At 46.7% G+C, this 26,493-nt stretch carries 26 protein-coding genes, 1 other RNA gene and 1 pseudogene; 6 read left to right on the top strand and 22 right to left on the bottom strand.

The genetic code is table 11. The annotated features are described in order from the left end of the window. Position 1: 1 nt before the first annotated feature. The 4 genes from fliD (at position 2) to E4V70_RS10270 (ending at position 2,832) form a co-directional block, all read left to right on the top strand. Complete coding sequence (gene fliD, locus E4V70_RS10285) at positions 2-1,735, top strand: flagellar filament capping protein FliD (protein WP_122862828.1); 1,734 nt, start codon at positions 2-4, stop codon at positions 1,733-1,735. Between the two features lie 11 nt (positions 1,736-1,746). After that, entirely contained in the window at positions 1,747-2,139 is a 393-nt protein-coding gene (fliS, locus tag E4V70_RS10280) for a flagellar export chaperone FliS (RefSeq protein ID WP_122862827.1), read from the top strand. Then, on the top strand, positions 2,126-2,344 hold the full coding sequence (locus E4V70_RS10275; protein ID WP_122862826.1) for a hypothetical protein: 219 nt from the start codon (positions 2,126-2,128) through the stop codon (positions 2,342-2,344). The genes fliS and E4V70_RS10275 overlap by 14 nt, the downstream gene beginning before the upstream one ends. A gap of 71 nt (positions 2,345-2,415) precedes the next feature. Next, positions 2,416-2,832, top strand: coding sequence for a hypothetical protein (locus E4V70_RS10270; RefSeq protein ID WP_122862825.1), 417 nt, complete (start codon positions 2,416-2,418; stop codon positions 2,830-2,832). Between the two features lie 243 nt (positions 2,833-3,075). Here the strand turns inward: E4V70_RS10270 and rnpB are convergent. Further along, positions 3,076-3,401, bottom strand: an RNA gene (gene rnpB, locus E4V70_RS10265) — RNase P RNA component class A. A gap of 335 nt (positions 3,402-3,736) precedes the next feature. Here rnpB and E4V70_RS10260 point away from each other — a divergent pair. Beyond that, a complete protein-coding gene (locus E4V70_RS10260; protein WP_122862824.1) occupies positions 3,737-7,177 on the top strand; it encodes an autotransporter outer membrane beta-barrel domain-containing protein in 3,441 nt (1,146 codons plus the stop codon). Between the two features lie 209 nt (positions 7,178-7,386). On the opposite strand, the gene E4V70_RS10255 is transcribed toward E4V70_RS10260, so the two are convergent. The 17 genes from E4V70_RS10255 to E4V70_RS10175 all read right to left on the bottom strand — a co-directional run bounded on the left by E4V70_RS10255 (position 7,387) and on the right by E4V70_RS10175 (position 22,118). Then, complete coding sequence (locus tag E4V70_RS10255; RefSeq protein ID WP_122862823.1) at positions 7,387-7,596, bottom strand: alkylphosphonate utilization protein; 210 nt, start codon at positions 7,594-7,596, stop codon at positions 7,387-7,389. A 234-nt stretch (positions 7,597-7,830) separates the two neighbouring features. Then, on the bottom strand, positions 7,831-8,949 hold the full coding sequence (locus E4V70_RS10250; RefSeq protein ID WP_122862822.1) for a M20/M25/M40 family metallo-hydrolase: 1,119 nt from the start codon (positions 8,947-8,949) through the stop codon (positions 7,831-7,833). A gap of 10 nt (positions 8,950-8,959) precedes the next feature. Then, positions 8,960-9,424: a YjiG family protein gene (locus E4V70_RS10245; protein WP_122862821.1), complete on the bottom strand. Its 465-nt coding sequence runs from the start codon at positions 9,422-9,424 to the stop codon at positions 8,960-8,962. Beyond that, entirely contained in the window at positions 9,421-10,059 is a 639-nt protein-coding gene (locus tag E4V70_RS10240) for a nucleoside recognition domain-containing protein (RefSeq protein WP_122862820.1), read from the bottom strand. Before E4V70_RS10240 ends, E4V70_RS10245 begins: the two co-directional genes overlap by 4 nt. Positions 10,060-10,534: 475 nt before the next feature. Then, the gene (truD, locus tag E4V70_RS10235; protein ID WP_122862819.1) at positions 10,535-11,659 is read right to left on the bottom strand and encodes a tRNA pseudouridine(13) synthase TruD; all 1,125 of its coding nucleotides are present in this window, start codon (positions 11,657-11,659) and stop codon (positions 10,535-10,537) included. Beyond that, positions 11,637-12,470, bottom strand: coding sequence for a thiamine-phosphate kinase (locus E4V70_RS10230; RefSeq protein WP_122862818.1), 834 nt, complete (start codon positions 12,468-12,470; stop codon positions 11,637-11,639). Before E4V70_RS10230 ends, truD begins: the two co-directional genes overlap by 23 nt. A 103-nt stretch (positions 12,471-12,573) precedes the next feature. Beyond that, positions 12,574-14,382 carry a menaquinone biosynthesis decarboxylase gene (locus E4V70_RS10225; RefSeq protein WP_122862817.1) on the bottom strand — a complete coding sequence of 603 codons (1,809 nt, stop codon included), beginning with the start codon at positions 14,380-14,382 and terminating at the stop codon, positions 12,574-12,576. Between the two features lie 348 nt (positions 14,383-14,730). Continuing rightward, positions 14,731-15,096: an Imm10 family immunity protein gene (locus tag E4V70_RS10220; protein ID WP_122862815.1), complete on the bottom strand. Its 366-nt coding sequence runs from the start codon at positions 15,094-15,096 to the stop codon at positions 14,731-14,733. A gap of 4 nt (positions 15,097-15,100) precedes the next feature. After that, a complete protein-coding gene (gene hemC, locus E4V70_RS10215) occupies positions 15,101-16,030 on the bottom strand; it encodes a hydroxymethylbilane synthase (protein WP_122862814.1) in 930 nt (309 codons plus the stop codon). Further along, positions 16,018-16,455 carry an FxsA family protein gene (locus tag E4V70_RS10210; RefSeq protein ID WP_122862813.1) on the bottom strand — a complete coding sequence of 146 codons (438 nt, stop codon included), beginning with the start codon at positions 16,453-16,455 and terminating at the stop codon, positions 16,018-16,020. Before E4V70_RS10210 ends, hemC begins: the two co-directional genes overlap by 13 nt. Beyond that, on the bottom strand, positions 16,452-18,164 hold the full coding sequence (locus E4V70_RS10205) for a proline--tRNA ligase (RefSeq protein ID WP_122862812.1): 1,713 nt from the start codon (positions 18,162-18,164) through the stop codon (positions 16,452-16,454). Before E4V70_RS10205 ends, E4V70_RS10210 begins: the two co-directional genes overlap by 4 nt. After that, a complete protein-coding gene (gene hemA, locus E4V70_RS10200) occupies positions 18,161-19,453 on the bottom strand; it encodes a glutamyl-tRNA reductase (RefSeq protein WP_122862811.1) in 1,293 nt (430 codons plus the stop codon). The genes E4V70_RS10205 and hemA overlap by 4 nt, the downstream gene beginning before the upstream one ends. Next, complete coding sequence (locus tag E4V70_RS10195) at positions 19,453-20,346, bottom strand: polyprenyl synthetase family protein (RefSeq protein ID WP_122862810.1); 894 nt, start codon at positions 20,344-20,346, stop codon at positions 19,453-19,455. The genes hemA and E4V70_RS10195 overlap by 1 nt, the downstream gene beginning before the upstream one ends. Before the next feature lie 23 nt (positions 20,347-20,369). Then, positions 20,370-20,825 carry a hypothetical protein gene (locus E4V70_RS10190; protein WP_122862809.1) on the bottom strand — a complete coding sequence of 152 codons (456 nt, stop codon included), beginning with the start codon at positions 20,823-20,825 and terminating at the stop codon, positions 20,370-20,372. Then, positions 20,818-21,075, bottom strand: coding sequence for a DUF2018 family protein (locus tag E4V70_RS10185; RefSeq protein ID WP_002950971.1), 258 nt, complete (start codon positions 21,073-21,075; stop codon positions 20,818-20,820). The genes E4V70_RS10190 and E4V70_RS10185 overlap by 8 nt, the downstream gene beginning before the upstream one ends. 90 nt (positions 21,076-21,165) lie before the next feature. Then, on the bottom strand, positions 21,166-21,789 hold the full coding sequence (locus E4V70_RS10180; RefSeq protein ID WP_122862808.1) for an HAD family hydrolase: 624 nt from the start codon (positions 21,787-21,789) through the stop codon (positions 21,166-21,168). Then, on the bottom strand, positions 21,786-22,118 hold the full coding sequence (locus E4V70_RS10175) for a hypothetical protein (protein ID WP_122862807.1): 333 nt from the start codon (positions 22,116-22,118) through the stop codon (positions 21,786-21,788). The genes E4V70_RS10180 and E4V70_RS10175 overlap by 4 nt, the downstream gene beginning before the upstream one ends. 79 nt (positions 22,119-22,197) lie before the next feature. Here E4V70_RS10175 and E4V70_RS10170 point away from each other — a divergent pair. Then, a pseudogene (locus E4V70_RS10170) lies at positions 22,198-23,470 on the top strand (O-acetylhomoserine aminocarboxypropyltransferase/cysteine synthase family protein). 191 nt (positions 23,471-23,661) lie between these two features. Here the strand turns inward: E4V70_RS10170 and E4V70_RS10845 are convergent. The 4 genes from E4V70_RS10845 to E4V70_RS10155 form a co-directional block, all read right to left on the bottom strand. Next, positions 23,662-24,030, bottom strand: coding sequence for a hypothetical protein (locus E4V70_RS10845; protein ID WP_197730468.1), 369 nt, complete (start codon positions 24,028-24,030; stop codon positions 23,662-23,664). Further along, entirely contained in the window at positions 24,018-24,467 is a 450-nt protein-coding gene (locus E4V70_RS10840) for a class I SAM-dependent methyltransferase (RefSeq protein WP_197730467.1), read from the bottom strand. The genes E4V70_RS10845 and E4V70_RS10840 overlap by 13 nt, the downstream gene beginning before the upstream one ends. A 76-nt stretch (positions 24,468-24,543) precedes the next feature. After that, the gene (locus E4V70_RS10160; protein WP_122862806.1) at positions 24,544-25,989 is read right to left on the bottom strand and encodes a potassium/proton antiporter; all 1,446 of its coding nucleotides are present in this window, start codon (positions 25,987-25,989) and stop codon (positions 24,544-24,546) included. 125 nt (positions 25,990-26,114) lie between these two features. Continuing rightward, positions 26,115-26,492, bottom strand: a complete 378-nt coding sequence (locus E4V70_RS10155; protein WP_122862805.1) for a heat shock protein transcriptional repressor HspR — start codon at positions 26,490-26,492, stop codon at positions 26,115-26,117. Position 26,493 lies beyond the last annotated feature (1 nt).

Genomic DNA, 26,493 nt, shown 5'->3' with positions numbered 1-26,493 from the left:
AATGGCGCTAGGTAAAGTTTCTTCTCTTGGCTTTGGTAGCCAAGTTTTAACGCAAGACGTTATAGATAAGCTAAAAGCTGCCGACGAAGCGGGTCAGATAAAACCCGTAAGTACCAAGATCACGGCAAACGCGACAAAGCAAAAGGACCTAACGGCTCTAAAAACGCTGATAGGCACTTTTCGCTCCTCTGTTTCGACCCTGGCAGACGATGGCTCGTATCAAAAAAGAACGACTAGCTCGGACGGTAAAAGCGCAGATATAAACGTAAGCTCGGGCGTCGCGGTACAAGATATCGAGATAGACGTTAAACAACTAGCCAAAAAAGACGTTTATCAAAGCACCAAATTTGCCACCTCAAGCTCGTTTATCGGCAAAAACGGAACCTTTGGCGTAAAAGTCGGAGGTCAAACCTACAAGATCGAAGTCAAAAGCTCAACCACGCTAGAAGAGCTAGCCGATAAGATCAACGAGGTCACAAACGGCGCCGTTTCCGCAAAAGCGATGAAGGTCGGCGGAGAAGATCCGTATCAGCTTATATTGCAATCAAAAGAAACGGGCGCGGAAAACAAGGTCGAGCTAACAAACGTCGATGACGACGGCAACACCCTAAGCGGCGCAGAAGATGTTTTGGGTAAACTCGGCTGGGATAGCTCAAATATCGCAAATAATAAAATCTCGACCGCGCAAGACGCCGAGTTCGTCTACAACGGTATCACGATAAAACGAAGCGGCAACGAGGTAAAAGATCTAAATTTAGGAATGACGATAAAGCTAAAAGATACGGGCAAGACGACTTTTAGCGTCAAAGAGGACACGAGCGCGATAAAAGAGAGCATGCAAAGCATGGTAACGGCGTACAATAACCTCGTAAACAACCTAAAAGTCGCTACCGATTACGATTCGGATACGAAAAAATCTGGCACCTTTCAAGGCGTAAGCGAGATAAATACGATAAAATCGACGCTAAATAAAATTTTATTCAGCAATCAGACCTACACCAAGGACAACGTGACCAAGACGGCAAATTTAGCCGACTATGGCCTAAGTTTAAACAAAGAAGGTCTGCTAGAGCTAGATAGCTCAAAACTCGGCAAAAAATTAGATGAGGATTTGCAAAGCGTCCAAAAGATATTTGCCGGCGGCACCACCTACGGCACGGCTCAAGTCCTTAGCTCAAAACCCATAGATAGCGGAGCGCTCACTATCGGCGGCGACGATCTCGTTATAAACGGAAAAAAGATAAATTTAGCCGCTACGCCCGCGTCAAATTCGGCAAAAGAAAACGCGCTGGCGCTGCTAAAAGCCATAAACGACGCCGGGATATCGGGCGTACAAGCGACGCTAACCGCAAACGAAGACGGCATATCGCTAAAAACGACAAACGGTACGGCGATAAGCATAAAAGGCTCTGCTGCGGCGCTAAATGCAGTGGGCTTTAGCGAATCGACCGTAACGCCGAAAAACACGACAGTAAACGGCATCTTTTCCTCAGCGAAAAAGACTGTAGACGGGCTAATCAACTCAAAAAACGGCTCTTTAACTAAATACGGACAAAGCCTGATCGAGGAGAAAAAAACGCTCGATGCCGAAAAAGAAAGGACGCAAAAGTCGCTAGACGCGAAGTACGCCACGATGGAAGAGCGATTTTTAGCATACGACAAGATCATCAGCAAGCTAAACAGCGAATTTTCGTCGCTAAAATCGATGATCGAAGCCGAATATAACAAGAAATAAAAGGTAAATTTATGCAATACAACACTGCACACGCGGCGTATTCGCAAAATACGGTAGGCGGCATCGAGTCGCCTACCAAGCTTATCGAGATGCTTTACGAAGGTGTTTTGAGATTTATTTTTAGAGCTAGAAAAGCAATGCAAGATAACGACGTAGAGAAAAAAGTATATTTCATAAACCGCACAAATGCCATCTTTATCGAGCTTTTAAACTCGCTAGACTACAACCAAGGTAACGTCGCGCACTATCTAAGCGGGCTTTACACGAGGCAGATCCAACTGCTGTCGATGGCAAATATAAATAACGACGAGCAGAGCCTAAACGAGGTCGTGAGCGTAACCAAACAGCTGCTTGAAGCATGGAAAGAGACGACTGGCGCAGGACAAGCTGATGTGGCTGGATGAGCTAAAAATAGCCGTCGCTAGCAATGACGCGGAGGCTATCGCGGCACTAGCGGGCGAGACTCCTAGTAAATTTGACAGCCTAGAGGACGCCCTACAAGCTCAGGAGCTTCTAGGTGCAGCGATAAATTTGATACAAAAAAACAGAACCGAGCTCGGCAAAGAGCTAGAAAAACTAAAAAACGTAAAAAAATATATAGCGTCGTAAATAATTTCTCAAATTTACGGCGCTTTTTATCTCAAATTCTCTTCTAAATTTTATCCCGCAAAGGCAAAGATATGACGAAAAACGCTATAAAAGATGCTTTAAAAAGCAGACTGGGTGCGGATATAGCGGGCGATTTTAGAGTGCTAAAGGAACACGAATTAGTCAAATTTAACGATGAAGCGAAGTTTGTCTTTGAAGGCGAGAGCGAGATAGTGCGCGAGTTTTATATCTTTGCAGATACAGGTACGGGCGATCTTTGGCTTGCCTGCTTAGATGACGGCAAGGTCGCTTTTTACGACCACGACGCTGGATATCTTTGCGCGTCAAATTTGGTTAAATTTGATCTGGATACAACAGGCTGGCTTGAAGTCGCCGAGTTGTTTGGAAAATTTGAAACCATAGACGAACCGAGCGACGAACAAAAATCCAAATTAAAACTAGCCGTTAGCGCTCTATGTCCGCAAATTTTAGAAATTTGGGATATTTAGGCTCCAAAAACGCGCCTTGCGCCGTTTCAAACTTAAACCCTGTCCGTAGCCGTCAAATTTAAACCCGATTCCGCCTCGCCAAATTTGATCAAATTTTACTCTGCTGCTCGCCGCAAACCTCAGCTTAAATTTGCCCAAACCTCGCAAAACGCGCTGTCAAGATAGCGGTTTATTGCAGTAAAACCGCAAATTTAAAAACAAATTTGGTATCCAAGCTAGCTAAATTTGATGAAATAAAAGTAGTAAAAAGGCATGGCGATAAGCCGAGTTCTGTCGTGAGTGATTATTTATCTACTCCAAATTTTACAATTTGGCTCTAGCGAAGGGTTTAACATAAGACTCAAAACCATCCCTTCTTGCTGCGAGTTGGGTTTATATAGCCGCCGCGCTTGCACGCCGCGCTGGTGGGCTCTTACCCCGCCGTTTCACCTTTACCGCCGAAGCGGCAGTCTGCTTTCTGTTACACTGTCCCTTGGGTCGCCCCAGCCATCCGTTAGATGGAACTCCGTCTTATTGCAGCTCGGACTTTCCTCTTTTGCCTACGCAAAAGCAATCACTTGCCATACCTTGGGCGCGATTATAGCTTTTTCGGGTTTAAGGATAGCTTTTTAGCACGCGCTATTGAGTTGAAGTATTTATAATTATGGATACAAAATCACAATCCGTCGGCCGGATCTATTAATGGTATAATTTTAAGGAATGGAATGCGGACAAAGCCCTATATTTTTATCCGTTAAAGCTTCAAATTGAATCTTTGCTAAATAACGGCAAAACAAGTAATAATCTTGACATCAATTTCTATATGTTACCTTTTAGTGATACATAAAATTTCTAATTTTTTTGTAAATTTATATTCTTAGTGTATAATGAATAGTTTTTTATTTTTTACAAAAGATTATGGATTATGAAAGATATTAAGATACCAATTATTTCTAGTTTAAGTTTAGCGGCATGTTTAGCACTTATTCCTTCGCAAGTTTTAGCCGAAAACGCAACGGCAACAGTAACAGGCGGCGGCAGCAACGGCTTGCATCACTCAAGCGGCACTTATTACTCGGGCGGTTACGAGGGCCTAGTATCTGGCGGCTCAAGCGATCATATAGTAACTATTACCGGTGATCCTAGCGGAACAGATATGTCTTCATACACTATATACGGCGGCGGCGTAGGTGATCCTGCCGTTACGCCTACGACTTCTGCCAACCGAAACAAGATCGTCGTTCAAAACGGCGCTACCGTTACTACTATAATAGGCGGCGAAGGTAAAGGCGCTACAGACAACACCGTAAGCATAACAGATGCAACCGTTAAACGAGCCGTCCTAGGCGGAAACGGCACCTGGGCGGGACAGTCGGCGCATGCGGGAGACGCTGTCGGCAACACCGTAAATATCGAAGGCGATAGCCAGATAATCGGAGATGACGAGGGTATAACCTACTTTGATGAAGCGATGGTGTCGGGAGGTCGAGCCGGGTATGGCGCTTCCGCAAACAACAACACCGTAAATATCACCGGCGCAGCTACGATATATAGAGGCAGAATAGAAGGCGCTACCATAAACCGAGGGAGAGAAGCAAAAGGCAATAGCGTTAATATCACAGGCGCCGTAGTCTTAAACGATGGTCAAGAAATGGATGGCGCTGTATCCGTATCCCCAGAACATGAAAGCACCCTAGAGGAAAACCATGTCGTCATAAATAACGCCGGCGCCAAACTTAGAAATATAACCGGCGCCAACACTACAAAAAAAGATATCGGTGTCGGAGGCAAATCTACAGCAATAGGAAACTACGTAATTTTACAAAACGGACAAGTCGAATCTACTACGGGCTCATACATGGCCGCCGTCTCCAAAAATAATTACTCTAAAATTAGCGGCGGAACAGTTATGGGCGATGTACAAGGCGGTTATGCCGGCTCATACCCAACTCTTACTCACGTCGCTACGAGCGAGAATGATTACGCCGAAATAAGCGGCGGCGACATAAAGGGCAATGCCTACGGCTTTCGTAACGTTAATGGAGATATAACCGGAAGCTACGTCAAAATGACAGGCGGCAAGGTAGGCGACAGTGCTTATGGCGGACTTACCAAAAGCGGTAAAATTTCAAAAAGCTATGTGTTGTTAGATGGCGGTGAAGTAGGACATGACGCTATCGGCGGAAGCAGCGTTAGCGGAAACGTCGAAGAAAACAAAGTAGAAGTCAAACAAGGTGCTACCGTGGGTCGCGATATCATAGGCGGAAGATCAGAAACAGGTAGCGCGACTAACAATACCGTAAATTTAAAAGGCGCTCAAGTAGCCGGCGACGTATATGCAGCGCATGCCGCTAACGGTAGCGGTAACAGCGTAAATTTCCATAGCGGAAGCGTAGGAGGAACGATATATGGTCTATCTAACGCAGGCGGTACCAACAATAGCCTAAACGTATATAACGCATCTACTCAAAAAACCGCGGGCGATATAGCAAATCTAAACGTATTAAACTTCGACGGAATTTCAAACGCTAACGGCAGCGCAGATGCCGCAGCTTTAAATTTAACCGCTACCGGCAATACCGATATCAATAACGCTAAGTTCCAGTTAAACGGAATAGATTACGATCCGAGTAACGATAGCTACGGCTCTTTAAATATCGAGGAGGGTAAGGAGTATTATCTAATTAAAAACGGAGGAAATACCTTTACGAATTTTACCGAGAAGGCTAAGCAAACGACCAGTGAGTTTACGCTTAAAAACTCTACCACCTACGATATAATGCTAAAAGGCTTGATTAAGAGCAGCGACGATCAATCTATCTTGATTCAAGGAAGCAAGCTTACGTCTAGAAATATCACCGGCGGCGAGTTTGGAAACGATGAGATCAATAGATACAATCCGATCCCGAATCCTGTAATAAACGTAGTTAATGAAGATCCAAACAGTCCTACGAATTTCAACGGATTAAATATCAACGGCGGCAACAACTCTACCGTAAATTTAGCCGGCGGCAATAATATCGGAGATATCACCGGCGGAGCGGGAAGCACTCTAAACGTAGGTAAAAACCCTACCAATCCGGCAGCTCCTAACTCTATAACAGCTAGAAATATCGGAGGGTTTGACGATATCAATATCTTTATGCCTCCTACCGTTAAAGACGGCGATTCTATGATTACGCTTACAGATCCTACGGCTAATACCGATCTAAGTAATATGAGAGGTAAGATCACCGCTTACATTAGCGGCAATACAGATATAGGAGATACTAGCACTATCCACCTGATCGATAAGCAAGGAAGCGGACGATTACTACTTCCTGATCCTTCGCATCTACAAACAAGAGTTCAGCAAGGAGCTACCATAGAGTATGAGACCTACGGTATGGTAGATGCAAACGGAAGAGCGCTAGATCTTAAATTTAGCGGTAAAAGAAGGGTAAAAGAGGATACCAAATCCTTCGCAGAAACCAGAGCTGCAAGCCTAGCTAGCCTAAAGAGCGGAAGCGAGTTAATTACCAACTACCTAGATAAGCTAATACCTGACGGTCACTTAGAGCTATTTCCTTTTGCTATAAGCGAAGCTTACTCTCTAAGACATGAGACGGGCTCGCACGTAAATTCCAAAGGCTATGGAGTAGTAGCCGGTCTTGCTAGCTTAACTCCGAATTCCGCAGGAGAGATACTAAGCGGAGTATTCGTAGAATACGGAAGAGCAAAATACGATAGTTACCTAGATAACGGTCTACATGCAGACGGTATAAGCGAATATATAGGCGGGGGCTTAATGCTAAAGCAGGTATTTAGCAGCGACACATATATAGATGCAAGCTTTCGCGCAGGTAAGATAAGTAGCGACTACAATAGTAACGACTGGACCTATGCTATAGCTCCTGGAATATTAGCTCATAATGAGAAATTTGATATAAGCTCAACCTATACGGCTACTCATATAGGAGTAGGTCAAATTTTTGATCTAAACCAAAACAATAAGCTAGATATCTATACAAAATGGTTATATGCACATACGGCTAGCGCCGATGCTACTATAAGCTCAGGCGAGAGCTATCACTTTGATAGCGTTGCGTCTAATAGAGTAAGAGCGGGTCTTAGAGATACTATAAATTTAAAAGATGAGCATAACCTATACTTTGGAGGCGCATACGAGTATGAGTTTAAAGGAGATGCTAAAGCATCTACTATGGGACTTGACGCTCCTAAGCCTAGCTTAAAAGGCTCGACCGGGATATTTGAAACAGGCTATAAGTATGAGAGCAAAAATCTTATCTTTAGCCTAGGAGGCAAAGGCTACGTAGGCAAAACAAGAGGCGGAGCTATCAATGCAGGGTTTGAGCTGATGTTCTAACGAGCTAAAGCTGCCATAAAGCAAAGCACTCAAATAATAAATTTGCCAATGGCGAAAATCATAAAATTTTTAGCTACGACTTAGCCTTGCTACCCTCTAAAAGGCAAGGCGTAAAAAGCTTTGCCTATTCTACCAGCAAGACAAGGTCGTAGCTAAAAATGCAGCAAATTTAACGATCTCGCGTCAAATTTGCGTTTCCATAGACGAGATTAAGCCTTCTTTAAAAACTCTGTCTTTAACACGATGACGCCCATTTTATCGATCTTGCCTTCGATTTCTTTGTCGTTATCCGTGATTTTTATATTTTTCACCATAGTTCCGCGCTTTAGCGTAGCGCCCGCGCCTTTTACTTTTAGATCTTTGATCAGAGTTACGTTATCTCCGGCGTTTAGTTCGGTTCCGTTTGCGTCTTTTGGCATATTTTCTCCTTTAAATTTAGCGCCCATTTTACTAAAAAATGAACAAAAAATAAAGTCCAAGCCGTTAAATTTACTTCGTATCGTTAAATAAAGTTGATAATTTGATTATATTTGGACAATATTGTGATAAGTCTGTGTAGAAAAATCGCCTCTAAAATTTAAACAAAGTTTCAAGGCTTTCAAATTTTAAAATTTAGGGTAAAAGAGCCAAATTTGACCCTTTTGCCATTAAATTTAAACAAGCTTTTTGATGACGTCTAACACGAGATTGCACTTCGGTACGACGGAGTCAACTTCCATGTATTCGTTTTTGGTGTGCATATTTCCGCCCATAGGTCCCAGTCCGTCGATCGTCGGGCAGCCCGCCGAGGCCGTGATATTGCCGTCGCTTAGACCGCCGGCATCCACCCAGTTCACCTTCGCGCCCGTTTTTTTGGCGACCTCGTCGAAGATCGCCTTGATCCTCGGTAAATTTTGCTCGTCTATCATCGGCGCTTCTTCGTTGATTAGTATCTTTTTATGCGTTACGCCGTTTACGATACCTTTGCTTAGTATCTCGTCCAGCTTTTTGTTAAAAAACTCGACCGATGAGGCGAATTTATACCTCATCTCGCAAGTCACGCTGGCAAACTCGGGCACGACGTTTTGCGCGGTGCCGCCGTTTGTGATGATGGAGTTAAAGGTATGCCCAGCCGCAAAATCGGTCAGCTTTGATAGCTCGACTACGAAATTTGCCGCCTCGACGAGCGCCGAACGGCCGAGCTCGGGATGATTGCCCGCATGCGCACCCACGCCGTAAAACTCAATCACATAAGACATCACGCCCTTTCTAGTGGCCACCATCGAGCCGTCCTCGCGAGCAGGCTCCATCACGAGGCAAAATTTAGACTTTCTAGCGTATTCGCGGATCTTTTCTTTGGCAAAATTCGACCCCGTCTCCTCGTGCGAGTTTAGAAACAAAGCGACGTTGATTTTACTAAGATCAAGCTCCTTAATGACGTAGAGCGACAGTAGCGCGCCGCCCTTGTCGTCGATGACGCCTAGCGCGTTTACCCTCCCCCCACTCTGGGTAAATGGAGTATTTTGCACCGAACCAACGGGAAAAACCGTATCCATGTGCGCGACGAAAAGCACGTCGAATTTCGCCGCGTTCGGGTTGTTTGAGATGAGCAGGCAGTCAGCGACCTTATCGGTGCCCAGCGCTACCGTTTCGTGCTTTAGACCCAGCGTCTCCGCCTTGTTTATAAACCACTTTGCGACACTATTTACACCCTCTATGCTAGCCGTCGGGCTCTCGATATTAGTTAGCTCCTTTAGCTCGGCTAGGTATTGCTTTAGCTCCTCTTGCTTCATAGACCCTCCTTTATACGATGAGACTCATGACAAACATCGCTAGATAGGCGTTTAGGATACATATGCCAAATAACACCAAGTAGTGCTTGCCAGGGATTCCCAGCACGCCCAGTACGCGTCCCATATACTGCACCGTAGAGCCCACTAGCGCCATGCCTGGGATCAGTACGGCGATATCCGGAGCCGTTAGAGTGCCGCCCTGGACTAGTGCCACTAGCACGCCGGCAGATCCGCCCCAACTAAGAAACGCCGCCATGATCACCGCTATCGACTCGCCCGGAAGTCCAAGCGGCAACATAACAAACCCGAGATACTTGCCTATGATATCAAGCGTGCCAGAGACTTTTAGGATGTGTATGATAACAAAAGCCATAAGGACGTTTGGGATAGTGTTGTGAACGGCGATATCCCAGCCCTTCCTAGCACCTTCTACGAAAACGTCGGTTAATAATTTATTATTAGCTTGCTCGCTCATACTTCAGTCTCCCCGTCTTTTACGAATTTTTTAACGTAAAGTCTCATCAAATTTGCGCCAAATACCTTAAACACCAAAATAATTCCTAGGCCCGCCGCGATAGACATAGGCGCTAGGGCTCCGTTTTTGTCCGCAACCAAAAGTAGCGGCGCAAAAGACGCTAGGAAATTCGTGATCATCGCGCCCGCGCTAAACTGAAACGCGGCAAATATCAAAAGTTCTTTGTGCGTGATCTTGCCGTCTTGGCGTAAAAACTTCGCCGTAGAACTACCCGCGTCGGTGCTTTGCGTGCTAGCTATGAGCGAGATCGAGCAGCAGCCCGGGATACCGATGAGAGGCTTTAGCACGGGAGTTAGCCAGCGTGAAGCCGCATAAAGCGCGTAATATCTCTCAAATATCGCGACAAACCCAAGTGCGAGCATGATCGCGGGAACCAGACTGAGCGCAAATATAAAACCGCCCTTTGCGCTAGTGCCGCCTGCGGTCTTAAACCACTCCGGAAACTGTCCGGTTAGCTTACCGAAATCAAAAATTCCGCCCGCGACATCCTTTAAGAAACCGCCGAAAAAGACGATAGCTAGGATCAAGGCAACGGTGCCGATCGCTAGCTTTTTGCCGTCATTTGCCTCTTGCATAAAGCCTCCTTAAAAATAAAGTAAATACATAGGTAATATACAGTCGCGAAGCTTAGGAATGAGTAAAAAGCAGATTAAGATAATGAATAATATTTAGTTCTTTTAGTTAATGTTACTTTTAGATACTTTGATTTTAAAACAATCAAATTTAATAAAAATAACCGTAAATTTGTAGCTTTAATAATACGAGCGCGAGGTATGAGGCAAGCTGGCGATAGAGTTTAAATTTGACAAAAACAAGGCAAGCGGCTCATCTAGTCAAATTTAATGCTCTACTGTAGTCGCCAAAATTTAAAGTAGAAATTTATAAAATTTGACTTCAAATTTGAACTAAAAAATCAAGGCGAAGTGAAGTAAATTTCGTCCCAAAACTAGACATATAGTCTGTCATATGGCGAAATTTACGCTCTGCTTGCAGTTGCGAGCAAAGCGGAGCAAAAAGCATTTAAAAGCGCTCGCAAGACAAGCCGCCGCCCTACTCAAAAATATTTTTGTGCAAGATTTCTTCTAACACCACCGTCGCGTAGCTTCCTTTTTGTAGCGTAAAATTTATCGTAAAGTGCGCTTTTTCCTCGTTGTATTTGTAGCTCGCATCATTCAAATAACACCACGCAAAGCGCCTAGATCCCGTCATTTTAGCTTTATATTCATTTACCTGCGCGAAAATTTGATCCTCTACTGCCCTAGCTGCGCCCTGCGCCTCATACGCCTTCGCACCCGCGATTAGGCCGCAGCTAGTGATATCTCTAGCGTCAAAGCGCGCGCCCTCGGCGTCCAAATCCTCGCACAAAAAGCACTTGCCGTGCGGGTAGTGCCCCAAAACTTCGCCCTCTATCAGCTTAAAAAATCTCTTTTGCGATTTTAAATTTTTCAAAATCGCGCCGTCAAGATACGGGTAAATTTGAGCTAGCTCAGAAAGGCTAAAATCCTGCGCAAACCTCGAAATCTCCACGCGTTTGCTAAGCCAGCGGTTAAAAAGATCGCTTTGATATGCCGAGATCAAAAAGTCGTTTAGCTTTGGATTTTTGCTCTTTTTGCCGTTTACGGTGCCTGATTTTAGTAGCTCCAGCCCGCTTTGCGCGTTGTCGCCGTATTTACCGAAACGCTGATAGCCAAAGTAGTTAGCATACCCCGCCTCGTCAATATTTCGCACGGCTTGTTCCAGCTTTGCCGCTTCGCTCGGCATCACTTTTTTTAGGCGGATAAAAAAGCTGTTGCCTTTTAGGTGCCCGATGCGAAGCTTATTATCATGCGCGGCAAGGCTTAAAATTTTCATCTTTTCGTGGCTAAAATTTGCCAGAGCCGCTTCAAATTTACGCGGCATCGAGATAAACTGCGTCGTCATGCCCTGCTTGTCTTTTAGCCCCGCGTAGCCAAAATCCCGCATCTTTACGCCGCTTATTTCGCTAAGCGCTTGCAAGGCCTCCTGCGTCGTCATGTCTTTTTTGCAAATTTCGATTATCAGGTGCTCGCCCTGCCCGCTAAATGCGTAAAGCGGGATCTCGCGCACCACAAAATCGTCCGAGTTTTTACTAAAATACGCGTTAATGGGCGCATGAGTGAGCGCGTAAAGAGGCTTAAAAATGGTGGTTTCTTGCATTGCTTTTAAATTTTCCTTTCGTGATTTTGGCAAAGATCGTGATTTTCGTGCGTGTTTTGCGAGCTAGGCTTAAAATTTTGGCGCGATTTTTCGGACTAAACGTAAATAAAATCTCGTATTCTTCGCCGCTATTTAGCTCGAGTTTGCTTAGCCGTTTGCTAAATTTTGCCCCACACCGACTCTGCGCGCAAAGCTTGGCTAGATCTGCGCCAAGCCCGTCTGAAACGTCCATGGCGGCGTTTATTTTGCTTGCTGCGGCGTAGAAAAATTTATCCTTTAAAACAGGCTTTTTAAAACGAGAATTTGACGCGACCCGTCCGCCGTTTAAAAGCGTCCTAAGCCCTTTTAGACTGCCTCCAAGCTCGCCCGTAAAAGCAACCAGATCGCCCTTTTTCGCTCCGCTTCGCAAAACCGCCTTACCGCAAAGCCGCGAGATAACGGTAACGCTAAGTAAAATTTTATCGCTGCCGATCGTGTCGCCGCCGATGATAGTCACGCCGTACTCGTCGCAAACGTCGGCAAATCCCTTGCGTAGCGCCGAGATCTGCGCCGCGCTCGTGTTTTTGGGCAGCCCAAGTCCCAGAAGCGCAAATTTAGGCTTGGCGTTCATCGCGACGGCGTCGGAGAGATTTACGAGCATCGCCTTGCGCGCGATCTCCTCCATGCTAAGCCAGCCTGCCAGGAAGTGCGTCCCCTCGCAAAAAAGATCCTTGCTATACACCCATTTGCCGCGCTCATGCGCCACGACAGCGCCGTCGTCGCCGATGAAGGAGTTGCTAAATTTATCGATTATTAGGCGTTCTTTATCCATTTTGCGATTTTATAAAATTCGGGCTAAAAAGGCGCTTGAAAAACGAATTTATTTAAGCGGCTCGGCAAATTTAGCCGCTTTTAAATTTGCCGAGTTTAAAAATCTATCCGAAAATTTCAAATTTATTAAATAGCTCGGGTTCGTCTTTTACTATGCCGCGCTTAACGAGATCAGCCACGACGTCGCAGTCGCAGTCGGTTTGTAGCGGCCAGCCGCGCGTATAGCCCTCGGCCTCGCCTTTTGCGGTGGCGTCGATGCAAACAGCACCCTCACGCACGTAAATATCGCGCAGAGCGTCGATGTTATTTGTCACGCGCCAAAGCAGCATATACGGGTTTTCTAGGCGGTTTTCGCAGCCGACGAAAACGAGTAGTTTAAAGTGCTCTTTAAATTCCAAAAGCTCTTCAAAAACCTCTTTTACGAGGCGGTTTTTATCAAATTTGACGACGCAAATCGGAGTTTTGGTATTTGTTTTAAACTGCACTAGCTGCGTTAAATTTGGCTCTATTTCTTTAAATTTAGCCAGCAGCGCGGCGTCATCCAAAAGTGCTGGCGCAGGCGCCGAAAAATCCTGCGTCGTGTCGATGCCAAGCTTACCGCCAAAGCACGAATTTGGGCTCGCGTGATCGAGCTGATCGCACACGCCCTCGCTGATTAGCAGGCTTTTATCGCCGAAGCGATTTAAAATATGCTCCGCAAGCGCGTCATAATCGCTCAAATTCGGCGCATCATCGCCCACAAAAACCGCGTGTTTGACGAAGCTCATCTGCCCCACGCCCCAAAACGCGTGCATCGCCTGCTTGGCGTGCGCGGGATAAAGGGCGTTGATTTTAGCCAAAATCAGGTTGTGAAAGACACCGTTTTCAGGCATGTTGTAGTCTAGAAGCTCGGGTACCGTCGTGCGCAAAAGCGGCAGGAAAATGCGCTCGGTCGCCCAGCCCATGTACTTATCCTCAAGCGGCGGCTTGCCGACTACGGTCGCGTGAAATACCGGCTCGCGCTTGCTAGTAATCGCCGTAACCTCCATAACGGGAAACGGCTCGATCGGCGTATAAAAGCCTGTGTGATCGCCAAACGGCCCTTCAAGCTCAAATTTATCCGTATCCACGAAACCCTCGATCACGTAGTCTGCGTCGTGCGGGACGTAAATTTCATTCGTTAGCGACTTTACGAGTTTGGCCGGCTCTTTGCGGATGAAGCCGTAAAGTAGCAGCTCAAACACGCCCTTTGGCAGCGGCGCCTGACCGCACCAGATATAGAGCGGATCTCCGCCGATAGCCACGGATACGGGCATCTTGCGGCCCGCGCGCTTGTATTCGTTAAAGAAATTCGCGCCGTCTTTGTGTATCTGCCAGTGCATGCCGAGGCGATTTTTATCGTAAATTTGCAATCGGTACATGCCGACGTTTTGCAGCTCGCCGTCTAAACTCTGCGTATAGACCTGCCCCATCGTGATAAAGGCCCCGCCGTCAAGCGGCCATGTTTTTAGCGCAGGAAGCGAATTTAAATCCGCTGCATCGCCGAAATACGCGATCTCTTGGCACTCGCCGCGAGTTTTTAGGCGTTTGGTAAAAATTTTTCTCATCTCAAACAAATACGCGGCGAAATTTAGCTTTTCGCCAAAGCTTTTTGGCTTTTTGGGTTTTAAAAGCCGCTCGATCTCGCCCGCGATCTCGTCCGGATTTCGTCCGAAAATAAGCTCTAAAGCGCGCTTTGAGCCGTAGATATTGGCTAGCACGGGAGCAAATTTGCGCCCGGTTTTTTTGCAGATAGGATTTGTAAAAAGCAGCGCCTGCGAGTTTTCGCGCTTAACCTCGATGTAGCTTGCGTGCGCGATTTCTAGGTCGATATCCGCGAGCTCGTCGATGACGCGCAGTAGGCCGTTATCTTTTAGAAGCTTGATGTAGTCCATATGTCGCCTTTTTGATTTTTGGGCGATTTTAGCCAAAAATAGCTGAAAAAGGCGAAGCAAAGCGGGGAGTCGTTATTTATCGCGTGCGCCGATAACCGACAAAGCGTCAATCGCCGTCTCGGCTGCCGCGTAGTTTGCGATACTGTCTCGCCGTTTAGCACTACAAATTTCATCACGCAAGCGCTAAATTTTCGCCCAGTCGCCGCAACGCCGCCAAAAGTCATACTCGTGCGTACTGTGATACTTATACCTTTTTAAAGCGTTTCATTGCAGTTTTGTTTTGCTAAGTTAATGCGCCAGACGGTGTCGTAGCTCCGAAAATAGCGGCAAATTTATTAAATTTAAAACCTACTCCGGCACGTTAAGCTTTAGCAGCTCGCCAAATATCTCTTTGCAGTATTTCATAAAGCGTTCATTTAGCCGCACGCCTTCTATATTGGCGCTGATGACGCTATCCTTCACTTCAAAAACTATGGTTTTATCAGCGATAGTTACGCATTTGCAAGCGTTATAGCAAACGTCTCCGTTACACTCCGCGTATAGGCCGTTTATATCGGCATTTTCATCGTCATCTTTTTTGAGTTTGATCGGTCTTTGAAAGATTATGTAGTTTTTGTAATCGTATTTATCGTCTGCAAGACCGATCATATAGTAGTTGTCTTTGCTATTTTTAGTAGCGGTTACGGCTTTTGCTTTAAAATTTAGCTCAAACACGCTTCTATGTCATCTCCTCGGCGCGCTTTAGCAGCTCTTTTGCGCCCTTGCCGATAAATATACGTCCAAGCTCGGCGCCCACGCTTTTCCATTCGCTTTTTTGCGCGACGATGCTTTCGCGTATGCTCTCGCTACCGTCGGGCAGTCCCACGACGGCGCGTATCTCGATCTTATCGCCGTTTAAATTCGCATTTACGCCGATAGGCACCTGGCAACCGCCCTCTAGCATCGCGACGAAATCGCGCTCCACGGTCGTTTCTATGACGGCTTTTTCGTCTTTTAAAAACTCTATCAAATTTAAAATTTCAGCGTCCTCTCTAGCCTCGATACCAAGCGCGCCCTGCCCCATCGCAGGTATCATCTGATCTAGCTCAAACGGCACTATATGCGCGACTTCGGAGCGTAAATTTAAGCGGTTTACGCCCGCCATCGCTAGGATGATCGCGTCAAATTCGCCCTCTTTTAGCTTACGCAGGCGAGTTTGGACGTTGCCTCGCAGCGAGATTATCTCAAGATCGGGACGCATCGCTAAAAGCTGCATTTTGCGGCGCAGACTCGTCGTGCCCACGCGCGCGCCCTGGGGCAGATCCTCAAATTTAGCGTATTTTTCGCTTAGCATCGCGTCCCTCACGTCCTCGCGCGAGCAGATCGCGGCTAGTACCAGCCCCTCTGGAAACACGACTGGCACGTCTTTTAGACTGTGAACGGCGATGTGCGTTTCGCCGCTTAGCATGCTGTCTTCTAGCTCTTTTGTAAAAAGCCCCTTGCCGCCGATCTTAGCTAGCGGCGTATCGAGTATCACGTCGCCTTTGGTTTTCATGCCGGTTAGCTCGACCGCAAGATTTGGGTAGCGCAATAAAATTTTATCCCTGATATGCTCGCTTTGCCACATCGCTAGCACGCTTTTTCTCGTTGCGATTTTTAGTTTTTCCATATTTGCCTCTTTTCTTCTACGACTTCGACGTCGATGATCTCGCCGTCATCACGCGGCTTGTCACGTCCGCTTTCAAATTTTTCGTAATAATATTCGCTCCCGCTCTTGCGTTCGCCGCCGTTTTTTAAATTTGCAAAAAATGCGACCGCTATGATCGCCGCGCCCAAAACGTCGGTGATAAGCCCCGGGATAAACATAAAAAAGCCCCCGATCGCCATACCTACGCTACTAAAGACGTCCGCGGGCTTAAAAAACGCGATATTGCTCGTGAGCTGAAAAAATCCGACGCGAAACATAAAAAACAGCCCCAAAATAGCCGATGCGATGACCTCAAGGACTAAATTTAAAAATCCGTACGCGTGGATAAAAAAATACGCCGCCACGATCTCCAAAACGACGTAGGGCGTAAAAAAATGCTTTATCATAGGCTCTTTAGGCGTGCTAAAATTTCGCTCGCTTTGAGCGTTTCTTTAACTAGGCCGTCACGCGTAACGAGCTCGACCGTGCCTTCTGCCAGCCCCTTGCCTACGATCACGGCATAAGGAAATCCCATCAGCTCAAATTCGCTCATTTTAACGCCGAAACGCTCGTTTCTATCGTCAAGTAGCACCGAAACGCCCGCCGCGCGTATGTCTTCGTAAAGCCCCTGCGCAAATTTAACGCCCTCTTCGTCTTTTAAATTTGAGACGATGATTTCAAATTTAAACGGAGCTAGGGTTTCGTTCCAGATTATGCCTTTTTCATCGTGGCTAGCCTCGACGGCGACGGCGACCAGGCGGCTAACGCCGATACCGTAGCATCCCATGATAAACGGTTTTGCCTTGCCGTTTTCATCCAAAAACGTCGCACCCATCGGCTCTGAGTACTTGGTGCCCAGCTTAAATATATGCCCAACCTCGATACCTTTGCTAACGCTTAAATTTCCGCCGCAACAAGGGCATTTATCGCCAGCTTTGACCGCGGTTAGGTCCTTGAAGCGCTCAAAGTTAAAGCTGCTAACGCTAACGCCCACGAAGTGATAATCCCGCTCATTTGCGCCGCAGATCATCTGCGACTCGCCCTCAAGCTCTTTATCGATATAAAACTCTACGCCTTTTAGCCCGACCGGCCCGCAAAATCCGCCCACAAGCCCGGCCGCCGCGATCTCGGCCTCGGTCGCGTCCGCTAGCTCGAGCGCCCCGCATGCGTTTTGAGCCTTGACCTCTTGTAGTTCGTCCTCGCCGCGCACGAAAAATACTACGATTTTCTCGCTCTTTTCGCCTTTGGCGTCGATAAAAATCGCCTTTTTTATCACCGCTTTTATGCAGTAAAACTCGTCGACTCTAAAAAACTCCGCCACGTCTTTGATGGTTTTGGCATCGGGCGTTAAAAATTTAGCCGCGTCAGCCTCCGGTCTTTCGGCCTGCGTCGTTCGTTTTGCGCGAGTTGCGGCCTCTATGTTTGCGGCATAGTCGCAGTTTTCGCAGACGATGATATCGTCCTCGCCGCTATTAGCTAACACCATAAACTCTTTACTTCCGCTGCCGCCTATCGCGCCGCTATCGGCTCTAACCGCGCGGAAATTTAATCCGAGGCGAGTAAAAATTTTGCTATAAGTTTTTTCCATCAGATCAAATTCGCGGTCTAGATCCTCGGCGCTTGCGTGAAAGCTATACGCATCTTTCATTATAAACTCGCGCCCTCTAAGTAGCCCGAATCTCGGCCTTGCTTCATCTCTAAATTTAGTATTGATGTGATATAAATTTAACGGCAGCTGCTTATAGGACGTTACCTTGCCTCGCACGAGCGCGACCACGCTCTCTTCGTTTGTCGGGCTTAAAACGAAGTCGTTTTCTTTGCGGTCTTTAAAGCGCAAAAGCTCCTTGCCGTAGACGTCAAAGCGTCCGCTCTCGCGCCAAAGATCCGCAGACGTGACGAAACTCATCAGGATTTCTTGCGAGCCGGCCTCATCCATCTCTTCTTTTATGATATTTGTTATGTTTTCAAGCACCCGTTTACCAAGCGGCAAAAAGTTGTAAAGCCCGCTACCTACCTGCTCGGCGTAGCCCGCTCGGAGCAAAAATTTATGACTTGCCAGAGTTGCGTCTTTGGGTGCTTCTTTTGCCGTCGGCGCGTAAAGTTTGCTAAATTTCATTCGTTCTCCCATTCAAATTCGTTATTTTCTTCTTGCGGCGTTTGCTCCGCGACGTCAAAGATTTTCCCGACGGCTCTTAGCTGCGCTTCGCTTCCCGCAGTGCCCGCGAGGTTTTTCAAATTTATCGTCGGTGCGTGCAAAAACGCCCTAAAAACCTGATGTATGAGGCGATACGCCTCCTCTTTGTCGCTATGTTTTAGATAGCCCTTTTTTAGGGCTTTTGCTAGCTCTCTCTGGGCGCACTCTTTGGCCTGTTCTCTGATGCCTTTGATTAGCGGCGTGACGGCTAGCTCGCGCAGCATTTGGAAAAACGCCGCCGTATTTCGCCCGACGATACCGTATGCGATCTGAGCTTGCTCTTCGCGCATGGCGAGGTTTTTATTTACGATCTCTTGCAGGTCGTCCACGGCGTAAATTTTGATATTTTCGCTCTCCGTGATCGCGATATCGCGCGGCACGGCTATATCAAAAAAGTAACGCTTAAACTCCTTTGGCTCCACCATTGCGTCAATCAAAACCGGATGAGGTGCGGCGGTCGCGGAAAATATTATTTGATATTTATTTATGTACTGCGCTACGTTTGAAAGCGCGTCATATTCGTTATTATCCCCCAGCGTCAGGGCTAAATTTTTAGCGCGCTCTTTGTTTCGGCTAATGATTATAGTTCGCGCGCCGCTTGCGATTAGGTGTTTTGCGGCTAGCTCGGCCATCTCGCCCGCACCCACTATCACGGCGACCATGCCGTTTAGCGTGCCAAAAATTTCCTTTGCTTTAGCCACCGCGACGCTTGAAACGGAGATCGGATTTTTGGAGATTTCGGTTTTATTTCGCACCTCCGCCGCACACTTAAAGGCAAACTCCATCGCCCTACCGAGCTTTGCGCCGCATTTGCCGTTAGCGCGTGCAAATTTATACGCCTCTTTTAGCTGCCCCGCGATCTGCGTTTCGCCGATAACAAGGCTATCTAGCGAACTAGCAACTGCAAAGAGGTGGTGCACGGCGCCGTTATCCTCGTAGATGTCGGCTCTGCTTTGCAACTCCTCAAAAGGGATACCGCAGATGAGCGACATGCAGGCGATGATGTGCTTACTAGCGCCTTCGACCGTCTTCACGCTAGCGATGATCTCGACGCGGTTGCAGGTGCTTAGCACCATGCACTCGTTGATGTTTTGACTGGAGCTAATGAGACGTAAAATTTCGTTCTTGCGCTCGATGTTGGAAAAAGAGAGCTTTTCGCGCACGGAGATATCGGTATTTTTGTGCGTAAAGCTCACGCTTGCGTAATGCATTAAAATTCCCTATCTATCATTGATTTTACGATACTTTCTAGGCCGTCTACGTTAAATTTTTCTACCGATTTTATCGCCTGCTCGCCTAAATTTTTCGCCGCTTCTATGCTTTTTTTTATCGCGCCCGTTTCGTTCATCTTCGCCCTCACCCAGCCTTGCTCGGCCTCGCTCAGATCTTTTTTAAACAGGCTTTTTAGCTTCTCTTTGTCCGCTTCGTTTAAACTTTCGTAAAGATAAATGTAAGGCAGCGTCGTTTTGCCCTCTTTAAAGTCGCTAAAATTGGGCTTTCCGAGCGTTGCGGCGTCTTGCGTGACGTCTAGGATGTCGTCGATTATCTGAAAAGCTAGGCCTAAATTTTTGCCGTAAATTTTAAAATTACGCGCTTCAAGTCCGGCTAGCATCGCTCCGACCGCAGCCGCAGCCTCGATCAAAACGGCGGTTTTATAGTAGATCATCGTTTCGTACGCGAATTTATCTTCGTTAAATTTAGCCGAGAGATCCACGTCCATCATCTCGCCCACGCTTAGCTTGCTAACCGCGCCCGATATCTCGCCCGCGATCTCGTGCGGGAATTTCGACAGCTCGTAAAAGCCCTTCGAGTAGAGGATATCGCCCAGCATCACGGCGTTTTTGGTGCCGAAGCTCGCGTTTATACTAGGGCTTCCGCGCCTGGTGTCGGCATCGTCGATCACGTCGTCGTGAAGCAGGCTAGCTAGGTGAATAAGCTCGATAATCGCGCAAATTTTGAGACTCTGTTCGCTCTCGCCCGCTATTTTTAAAAGCAGCTTAGAGCGCAGCTTTTTACCCGAATTTATCCGAGCAAACATCGCATTTGCGGGCTCATAGCCAAGCTCTGCGATAAAATTTTTCATTATCAGATCGATTTTTTTCATTTATGCTCACTTAAATTTTGCTTTTATCTGGCGTTTTGCGCGCTATTTTGAGCGCCGCTCTGCTTTTTTGGCGGGTCCAAAAACTCCACGTCTACGCGCTGTTCGTCGTCGTTTATCAGCACGCGAAATTTCGCTACGCCTTGCTTAAAATCCTCAAAAACCAGATATAGCGCGACGCGGTCGCTAGGCGGAAACTTAAGATCAGGTATCAAAGTCTGCTTATAGGTTTCAAGGCCGCGCCTTAGCGACATAACAAGCTGGCAAGGATAGTTTCGGTAGCGCGAATGCACGATGATGTTCGTGTTATCAAAAAGAGTCCAACGAAAATCAAAACTCTCGCGCTCGTCAGTGCCCTTTTTGGTTACGAAAACCCGCGCCCACTCGTCTTTTTTGAGCTCAAAAAGGTGCTCTTCCTCGAAATTTACCGCACCGAAAACCAGCGATAAAAACAACGAAAATACAACGGCTATTTTACTCATTTTGACTTAAAATATCCCCACTAAGCCCGATATAAATGTCGTTCAGCCGCTCATTTACAAGGGTCTGATTTTGAGAAATAAACGAATTTTGCGCCGTTTCGTCAAATCCGTTTTTTTCACAAAATTCGCTCATCGCGATAAATTTTTCAAAGGTTTTTTCAAGCTCGTTTTCGACTAAATTTTTGTTCGCGTTAAATAAAATTTCAAAGAATTTTTCTCTCGGACTTTGAGAAAATATATCATAATCCATAAATTTTAAAACCTTTCGCAGATCTTAAAATACATACTATTTTTTGTAAAATCTTACTTAAAATCATATGCACTATAATACGCTAAATTTTTATAACTTCTCGATGTATAGGGCTGCTTCAGCCACCGTAAAGACATTGTCGCAGCTTGGACTTTGACTACCGAAACCCCAACAAACGTTTAGATATCTCATGCCTGCATTACGTGCGGCAAGCTCATCTTTTTTACTATCTCCGACAAATATCGCTTTATCAAATTCGCCTGATTTTAATATCAAATTTAACATCGCCGGATCGGGTTTTTGAGGTACGTTTTCATCCGCTCCGACGATAAGATCAAAAAATTTAAATATCCCGCTTCTTTGCAAAATCTCATCCAAAGTATATCGCGGCGCATTGCTAGCTAGAGCGATGAAATGCCCAGCCTCTTTTAGCCCGGCTAGTAGCCCCTCTACGCCCTCGTAGGCCGCGGCGTATTCGCGGTAGTTTTTCTTAAATTTAGCTTCAAAGTTATCCCTCAGCTTCATATCCGGCTTATCGATACCGTAAAAGTCAAGTCCCAAATTTCGCCCCGGCTCGTTTATGGCCTTTACGATAAACTCCGCCGCGAGATCGCCCTCAAGCCCCAGCTCGCGCCGCACCTCGTTTACCGTCTCGCAGATCGCTTTTGCGCTATCTATGAGCGTGCCGTCCATGTCAAATATCACGCATTTCACTCTTCGTCCTTATATTTTTTTCTATGTTTTTCTTTTTTATACGTTTTTTGATTTTTTAGCTTTTCTAGCGCGTTGGCGCAGGATATTAGCTCAGCTCTCTCGCCGCCTTTTACGACCAAATTTACGAAATTTTCAAGAGATTTCGAGTAGGCGTTATCTAAAAAAACCGGCTCGATCTTGCGTAAAATTTCGGCGTTTTTGCCCACCCTAGCGCGAAATTCGTCCTCGTTAAAATCCTCTCTTTTTAGCGCGCTAATCGCCGCTTTTGCGAATTTTTCCAAGCCGCGCAGGTATTTTACGCGCTTAAATTTGTCGTTTTGTTCAGCCATTTTTTCCTTTCAAAAGCCCAATTATACCAATTTAAACTTTTAGCGGTTATAATGCGCGCAAATTTTACAAGGAGAAAAAATGCAAAAAGAGACGATCGCCACGCACTACGGCTACGACACCAAGGCTGGCCCAGGCGCCATGGCGGTGCCGATTTACCAGACTACGGCTTATGATTTCGGCAGCGCCGAGATGGCCGCGGCGAGATTTCAGCTAGAGGCTCCGGGCCACATTTACACGAGGCTCGGCAACCCGACGACGGACGTGCTAGAGAGCCGTATAGCCGCACTCGAGGAGGGCTCGGCCTCTATCGTGACGGCTAGCGGTCAGGCGGCAATTTTTTACTCGATCGCAAATTTAGCCGCAGTCGGCGACAACATCGTCGTAGCAAAGAAAATTTACGGCGGCACGATGGTTCTTTTCATGCACACGCTTAAGCGTTTCGGTATCGAGGCGCGGGTGTTTGATAGCGACAGCGCGGACGATCTTGAAAATTTGATAGACGACAAAACTCGCGCGATATTTTTCGAGACGCTATCAAACCCGCAAATCGCAATCCCGAATTTTAAAAAAAATCGTCGAGATCGCGGACAAGCACGGCGTCGTAACGATCGCAGATAACACCGTGCCTACGCCGATCATTTTCCAGCCGCTAAATCACGGCGTAGACGTCGTCGTGCATAGCGCTAGCAAATATATCTGCGGCCAGGGCCTAAGCCTAGCGGGCGCTGTCGTAGCTAGTAAAAATTTAAACGCCAAGCTAGTCGGCAACGCCAGATACGCGCACTTTAACGTGCCGGATGAAAGCTATCACGGGCTAGTTTACGCCCAGATGGCGGATAAATTCGACATCTATACGCTGCGCATGAGGGTGGCTTTGGTGCGCGATATAGGCGCTACGATCTCGCCTTTTAACTCATGGCAGCTCATCCAGGGGCTTGAGACGTTAAGCGTTCGTATCGAGAGACACTCGCAAAATGCGAGCAAAATCGCCGAGTTTTTAAACTCGCACAAACACGTAAAACGCGTAACCTATCCGACGCTAAAAAGCGATCCGGAGCATGAAAAGGCGCAAAAATACTTCAAGGACGGCATGGCCAGCGGGCTAATGTGCTTTGAAACCGACAGCTATGAACGCGCCGTAAAGATGCTCGGCAAGGTAAAGCTCTTTAAAATTGTCGTAAATATCGGCGACTCAAAGTCGCTCATCACGCACCCGGCCTCCACTACGCATCAGCAGCTCTCCGCCGAGGAGCTAACGAAGGCAGGCATAACAAAGGAGCTAATCAGAATCAGCGTCGGCCTAGAAAACGCAGACGACCTCATCGCCGATCTCGCGCAGGCTTTGGAGTAAATTTAAAAGGAGCAGATAAAAATCTGCTCTAAATTTCACTCGCGACACTTTGACGCTGTGAACTTGCGCTGCAATCGGAACGTAAATTTAACAGTGTTGGCGGCTAGTAAATTTAAGAAAATAGATCTACATAAAACAATCCAAGCTTTACTAAACTGCAAAATTTAAAAACTTTGAGCTTGGTTAGACGGCTAACACTTTAAATCAAAATGTAAAATTTTAGCCCGCTTCGTAAAATCTACGAATTTCATTATAAGTCGGGTGGTAAATTTGAGCCTTTTTGCAAGAATCTTTCGAGCATCAGCGAAAAATACTTTCTCCTCTATCAAATTTACGCCGGCTTCCAGCGCAAATTTGCGACCGTCCTCGACGCAAAAACGCATAATCGCCTCGTCGTTTCCGACGCTTTTTACGTATTTGTTAGCGTACTTTAGGCCCGCTTCGTTTGTGGCGTCAAATACGAGCTCGGCATTTTTAAAGGCGCTTTTAAGTTCACGGATCAAATTTAAAACCTGCTCGCGCGTAAAATACTGAAACATTCCGCACGCTACAAGCAGCATCGGCAAGCCTTATCAATGCTCCGCGCACAAGCCATGTTAAACATATCGCAGCCCATGAGCGCTTCGTTTGGACGCTCGCCAAGCAAAAGCCCTCTAAGCTCTATCACCTCGGGCAAATCTATCTCGTAAAAGGCTGTGTTTGCGATTTTTAAACGAAAGCAAGCCGTCTCGAGCTCTGCGCCTAGATAAACGACGTTACATTTTGGATATTTTGCGCAAAATTTACGCACGATCTCGTCTATATTGTAGTATCTAGCCGCAGATGCCATGAGCGCATATTCGGACGATTTTTCTTGCACGGACTCGCAGTTTGTTTGTGCGATATTTTCGAGCGACAGAGCCTTTTCGTCGTAAAAATACTCGGGGGAATTTTTAGAAGCGAAAATTCGCGCGCTAAGCGGGATAAATAGCGTCTTCGAAACGGCGGATAAGTCCAAATTTGCTCCTTTTAGGCCAAGGCGCGCCTTTTAGCGTCAAATTTGACCGAAACCGAAGGCTAAATTTCTGTCAAATTTACGCCGTAAACGTTTTTAAGGTTTCGTTGTATTTGTTTTCGTCCTCGCACTGAATGAGCAGCAAGTCGCCCTCTTCAAACACCGATGAGCCGGTAGGTTTGATGTACTCGCCCTTGCGCTTGATAAGTAGCACCAAAAAGTCGCTAGGAAGCTCGAGCTCGGCTAGGTTTTTGCCGACGACTTCGGCGTCAAAGCGTATGGTGTGCTGACGTAAAGTGTGATAAAAGATCGGCAAGTTCGACATCTCAACTTCTTCCACGACGACATCTTCTTTGACGCCGCATTTTTGCGCGACCTTTTCTAGCGTCATGCCCTGGATGATGATCGAGACGAATACTACGAAAAATATCGTATTAAAGATTAGCTCCGAATTTGGCAAATTTGCCCCGAACGGATAGGTCGCAAGTACGATAGGAACGACGCCGCGAAGTCCAACCCATGAGATAAATATCTTTTCTTTAACATTATACCTAGAAAGCAAAAGCGAGAGAAAAACACCCATAGGACGCGCGACGAACATGATCCAAAACGCGACCACGGCGCCCGCAAGCGCGACGGCCGGTAGCTGGGAAGGATTTACCAAAAGTCCCAGCGTCAAAAAGATGACGATTTGCATCGTCCACGCGATACCGTCGTGAAAACCGATCAAATTTTTCTTATGCGCGAACTCTTTTTTGTTTATAAACATTCCCGCGATATATACAGCAAGAAAGCCATTGCCGCCGACCTTGCCAGCTAGCACGTATAAAAGCATCACCCAAGCCATCGAAAACACGGGGTAAAGTCCCCAGTACTCAAGCCTAAGGCGGTTAAAAAGCCCCGGTAGCGCGACGCCGAACATATATCCCATCAGCCCGCCTAGCAAAAACTGCTTTACTAACGTAAGCGCTACATCGGGAACGCTAGGAATCGTGGCTATAGAGATGATTTGCAGTATCGTGACGGTTAAAAAGATCGCCATCGGATCGTTTGATCCAGACTCTAGCTCCAAAAGCGGACGGATGTTGTTTCGCAGCGAAATTTCCTTCGCCCCAAGTATCGCAAACACCGCCGCAGCATCGGTAGAGGAGATGATAGAGCCAAAAAGCAAAGCCTCCAGCCAGTCAAGGCCTAGCAGGTATTTTACCAGCACGGCTATCATGCCCGCAGTCAGCACGACGCCAAGAGTTGCTAGGATGATGCCGTTTACCATGACTGGGCGGATAGATTTTAGATTCGTATCAAGACCACCCGCGTAAAGTATAAAAATAAGCGCGATAGTGCCTACGTCTTGGGCGATTTGGCGATTATTAAAATCAAGCCCGAGCAGTCCGTCCGAGCCTGCTAGCATGCCCACGGCCAAAAATACGACTAGCGACGGGATACCGAATCTATCTGAAACCTTACTAGAGACGATACAAGCGATAAGTAGAATAGAAAAAAATAGTAAAAAAGTTTCTAACATTGTCCCTCATTTGAGTTCAAAGCGGGGCAAATTTAAGGCTAAATTTAGCACCCTTACAGCCTCAAATTTGGCGCGTTTTGTAAATAAATTTTACCCGATTTTACCTTTTTAACGGATAAAAAGGATTAATTTTTATCATCATAAAAGATGAGATCAAAGCTATTTTTGCGCTTTACCAGAGCTTTTTTAGACGGCACGCCGCCCTGCTCCATTTTAGCTAGTTCATCTTTCATCTGCTTTATCATGACCTCAGACTGCTCGATCTGCTCTTTTAACTGCAAGATGATATCCACGCCTGCTAAATTTACACCCAGATCGCGCGTTAGACGCAGTATCATCTTGATACGGTCCATGTCTTTTTCGGAGTAAAGACGCATCTTGCCCTCGGTTCTTGAGGGCTCTAGCAGTCCTTCGCGCTCGTATTGGCGAAGCGTTTGCGGGTGTATGGAGAGTACCTTTGCTACGACACTGATTAGATATACCGGTTCTTCGTATTGTTTCATC

This window comes from Campylobacter showae (genome assembly GCF_900699785.1).
Lineage (GTDB): Bacteria > Campylobacterota > Campylobacteria > Campylobacterales > Campylobacteraceae > Campylobacter_A > Campylobacter_A showae_D.
This window is presented reverse-complemented; position numbering and strand designations above follow the sequence as displayed.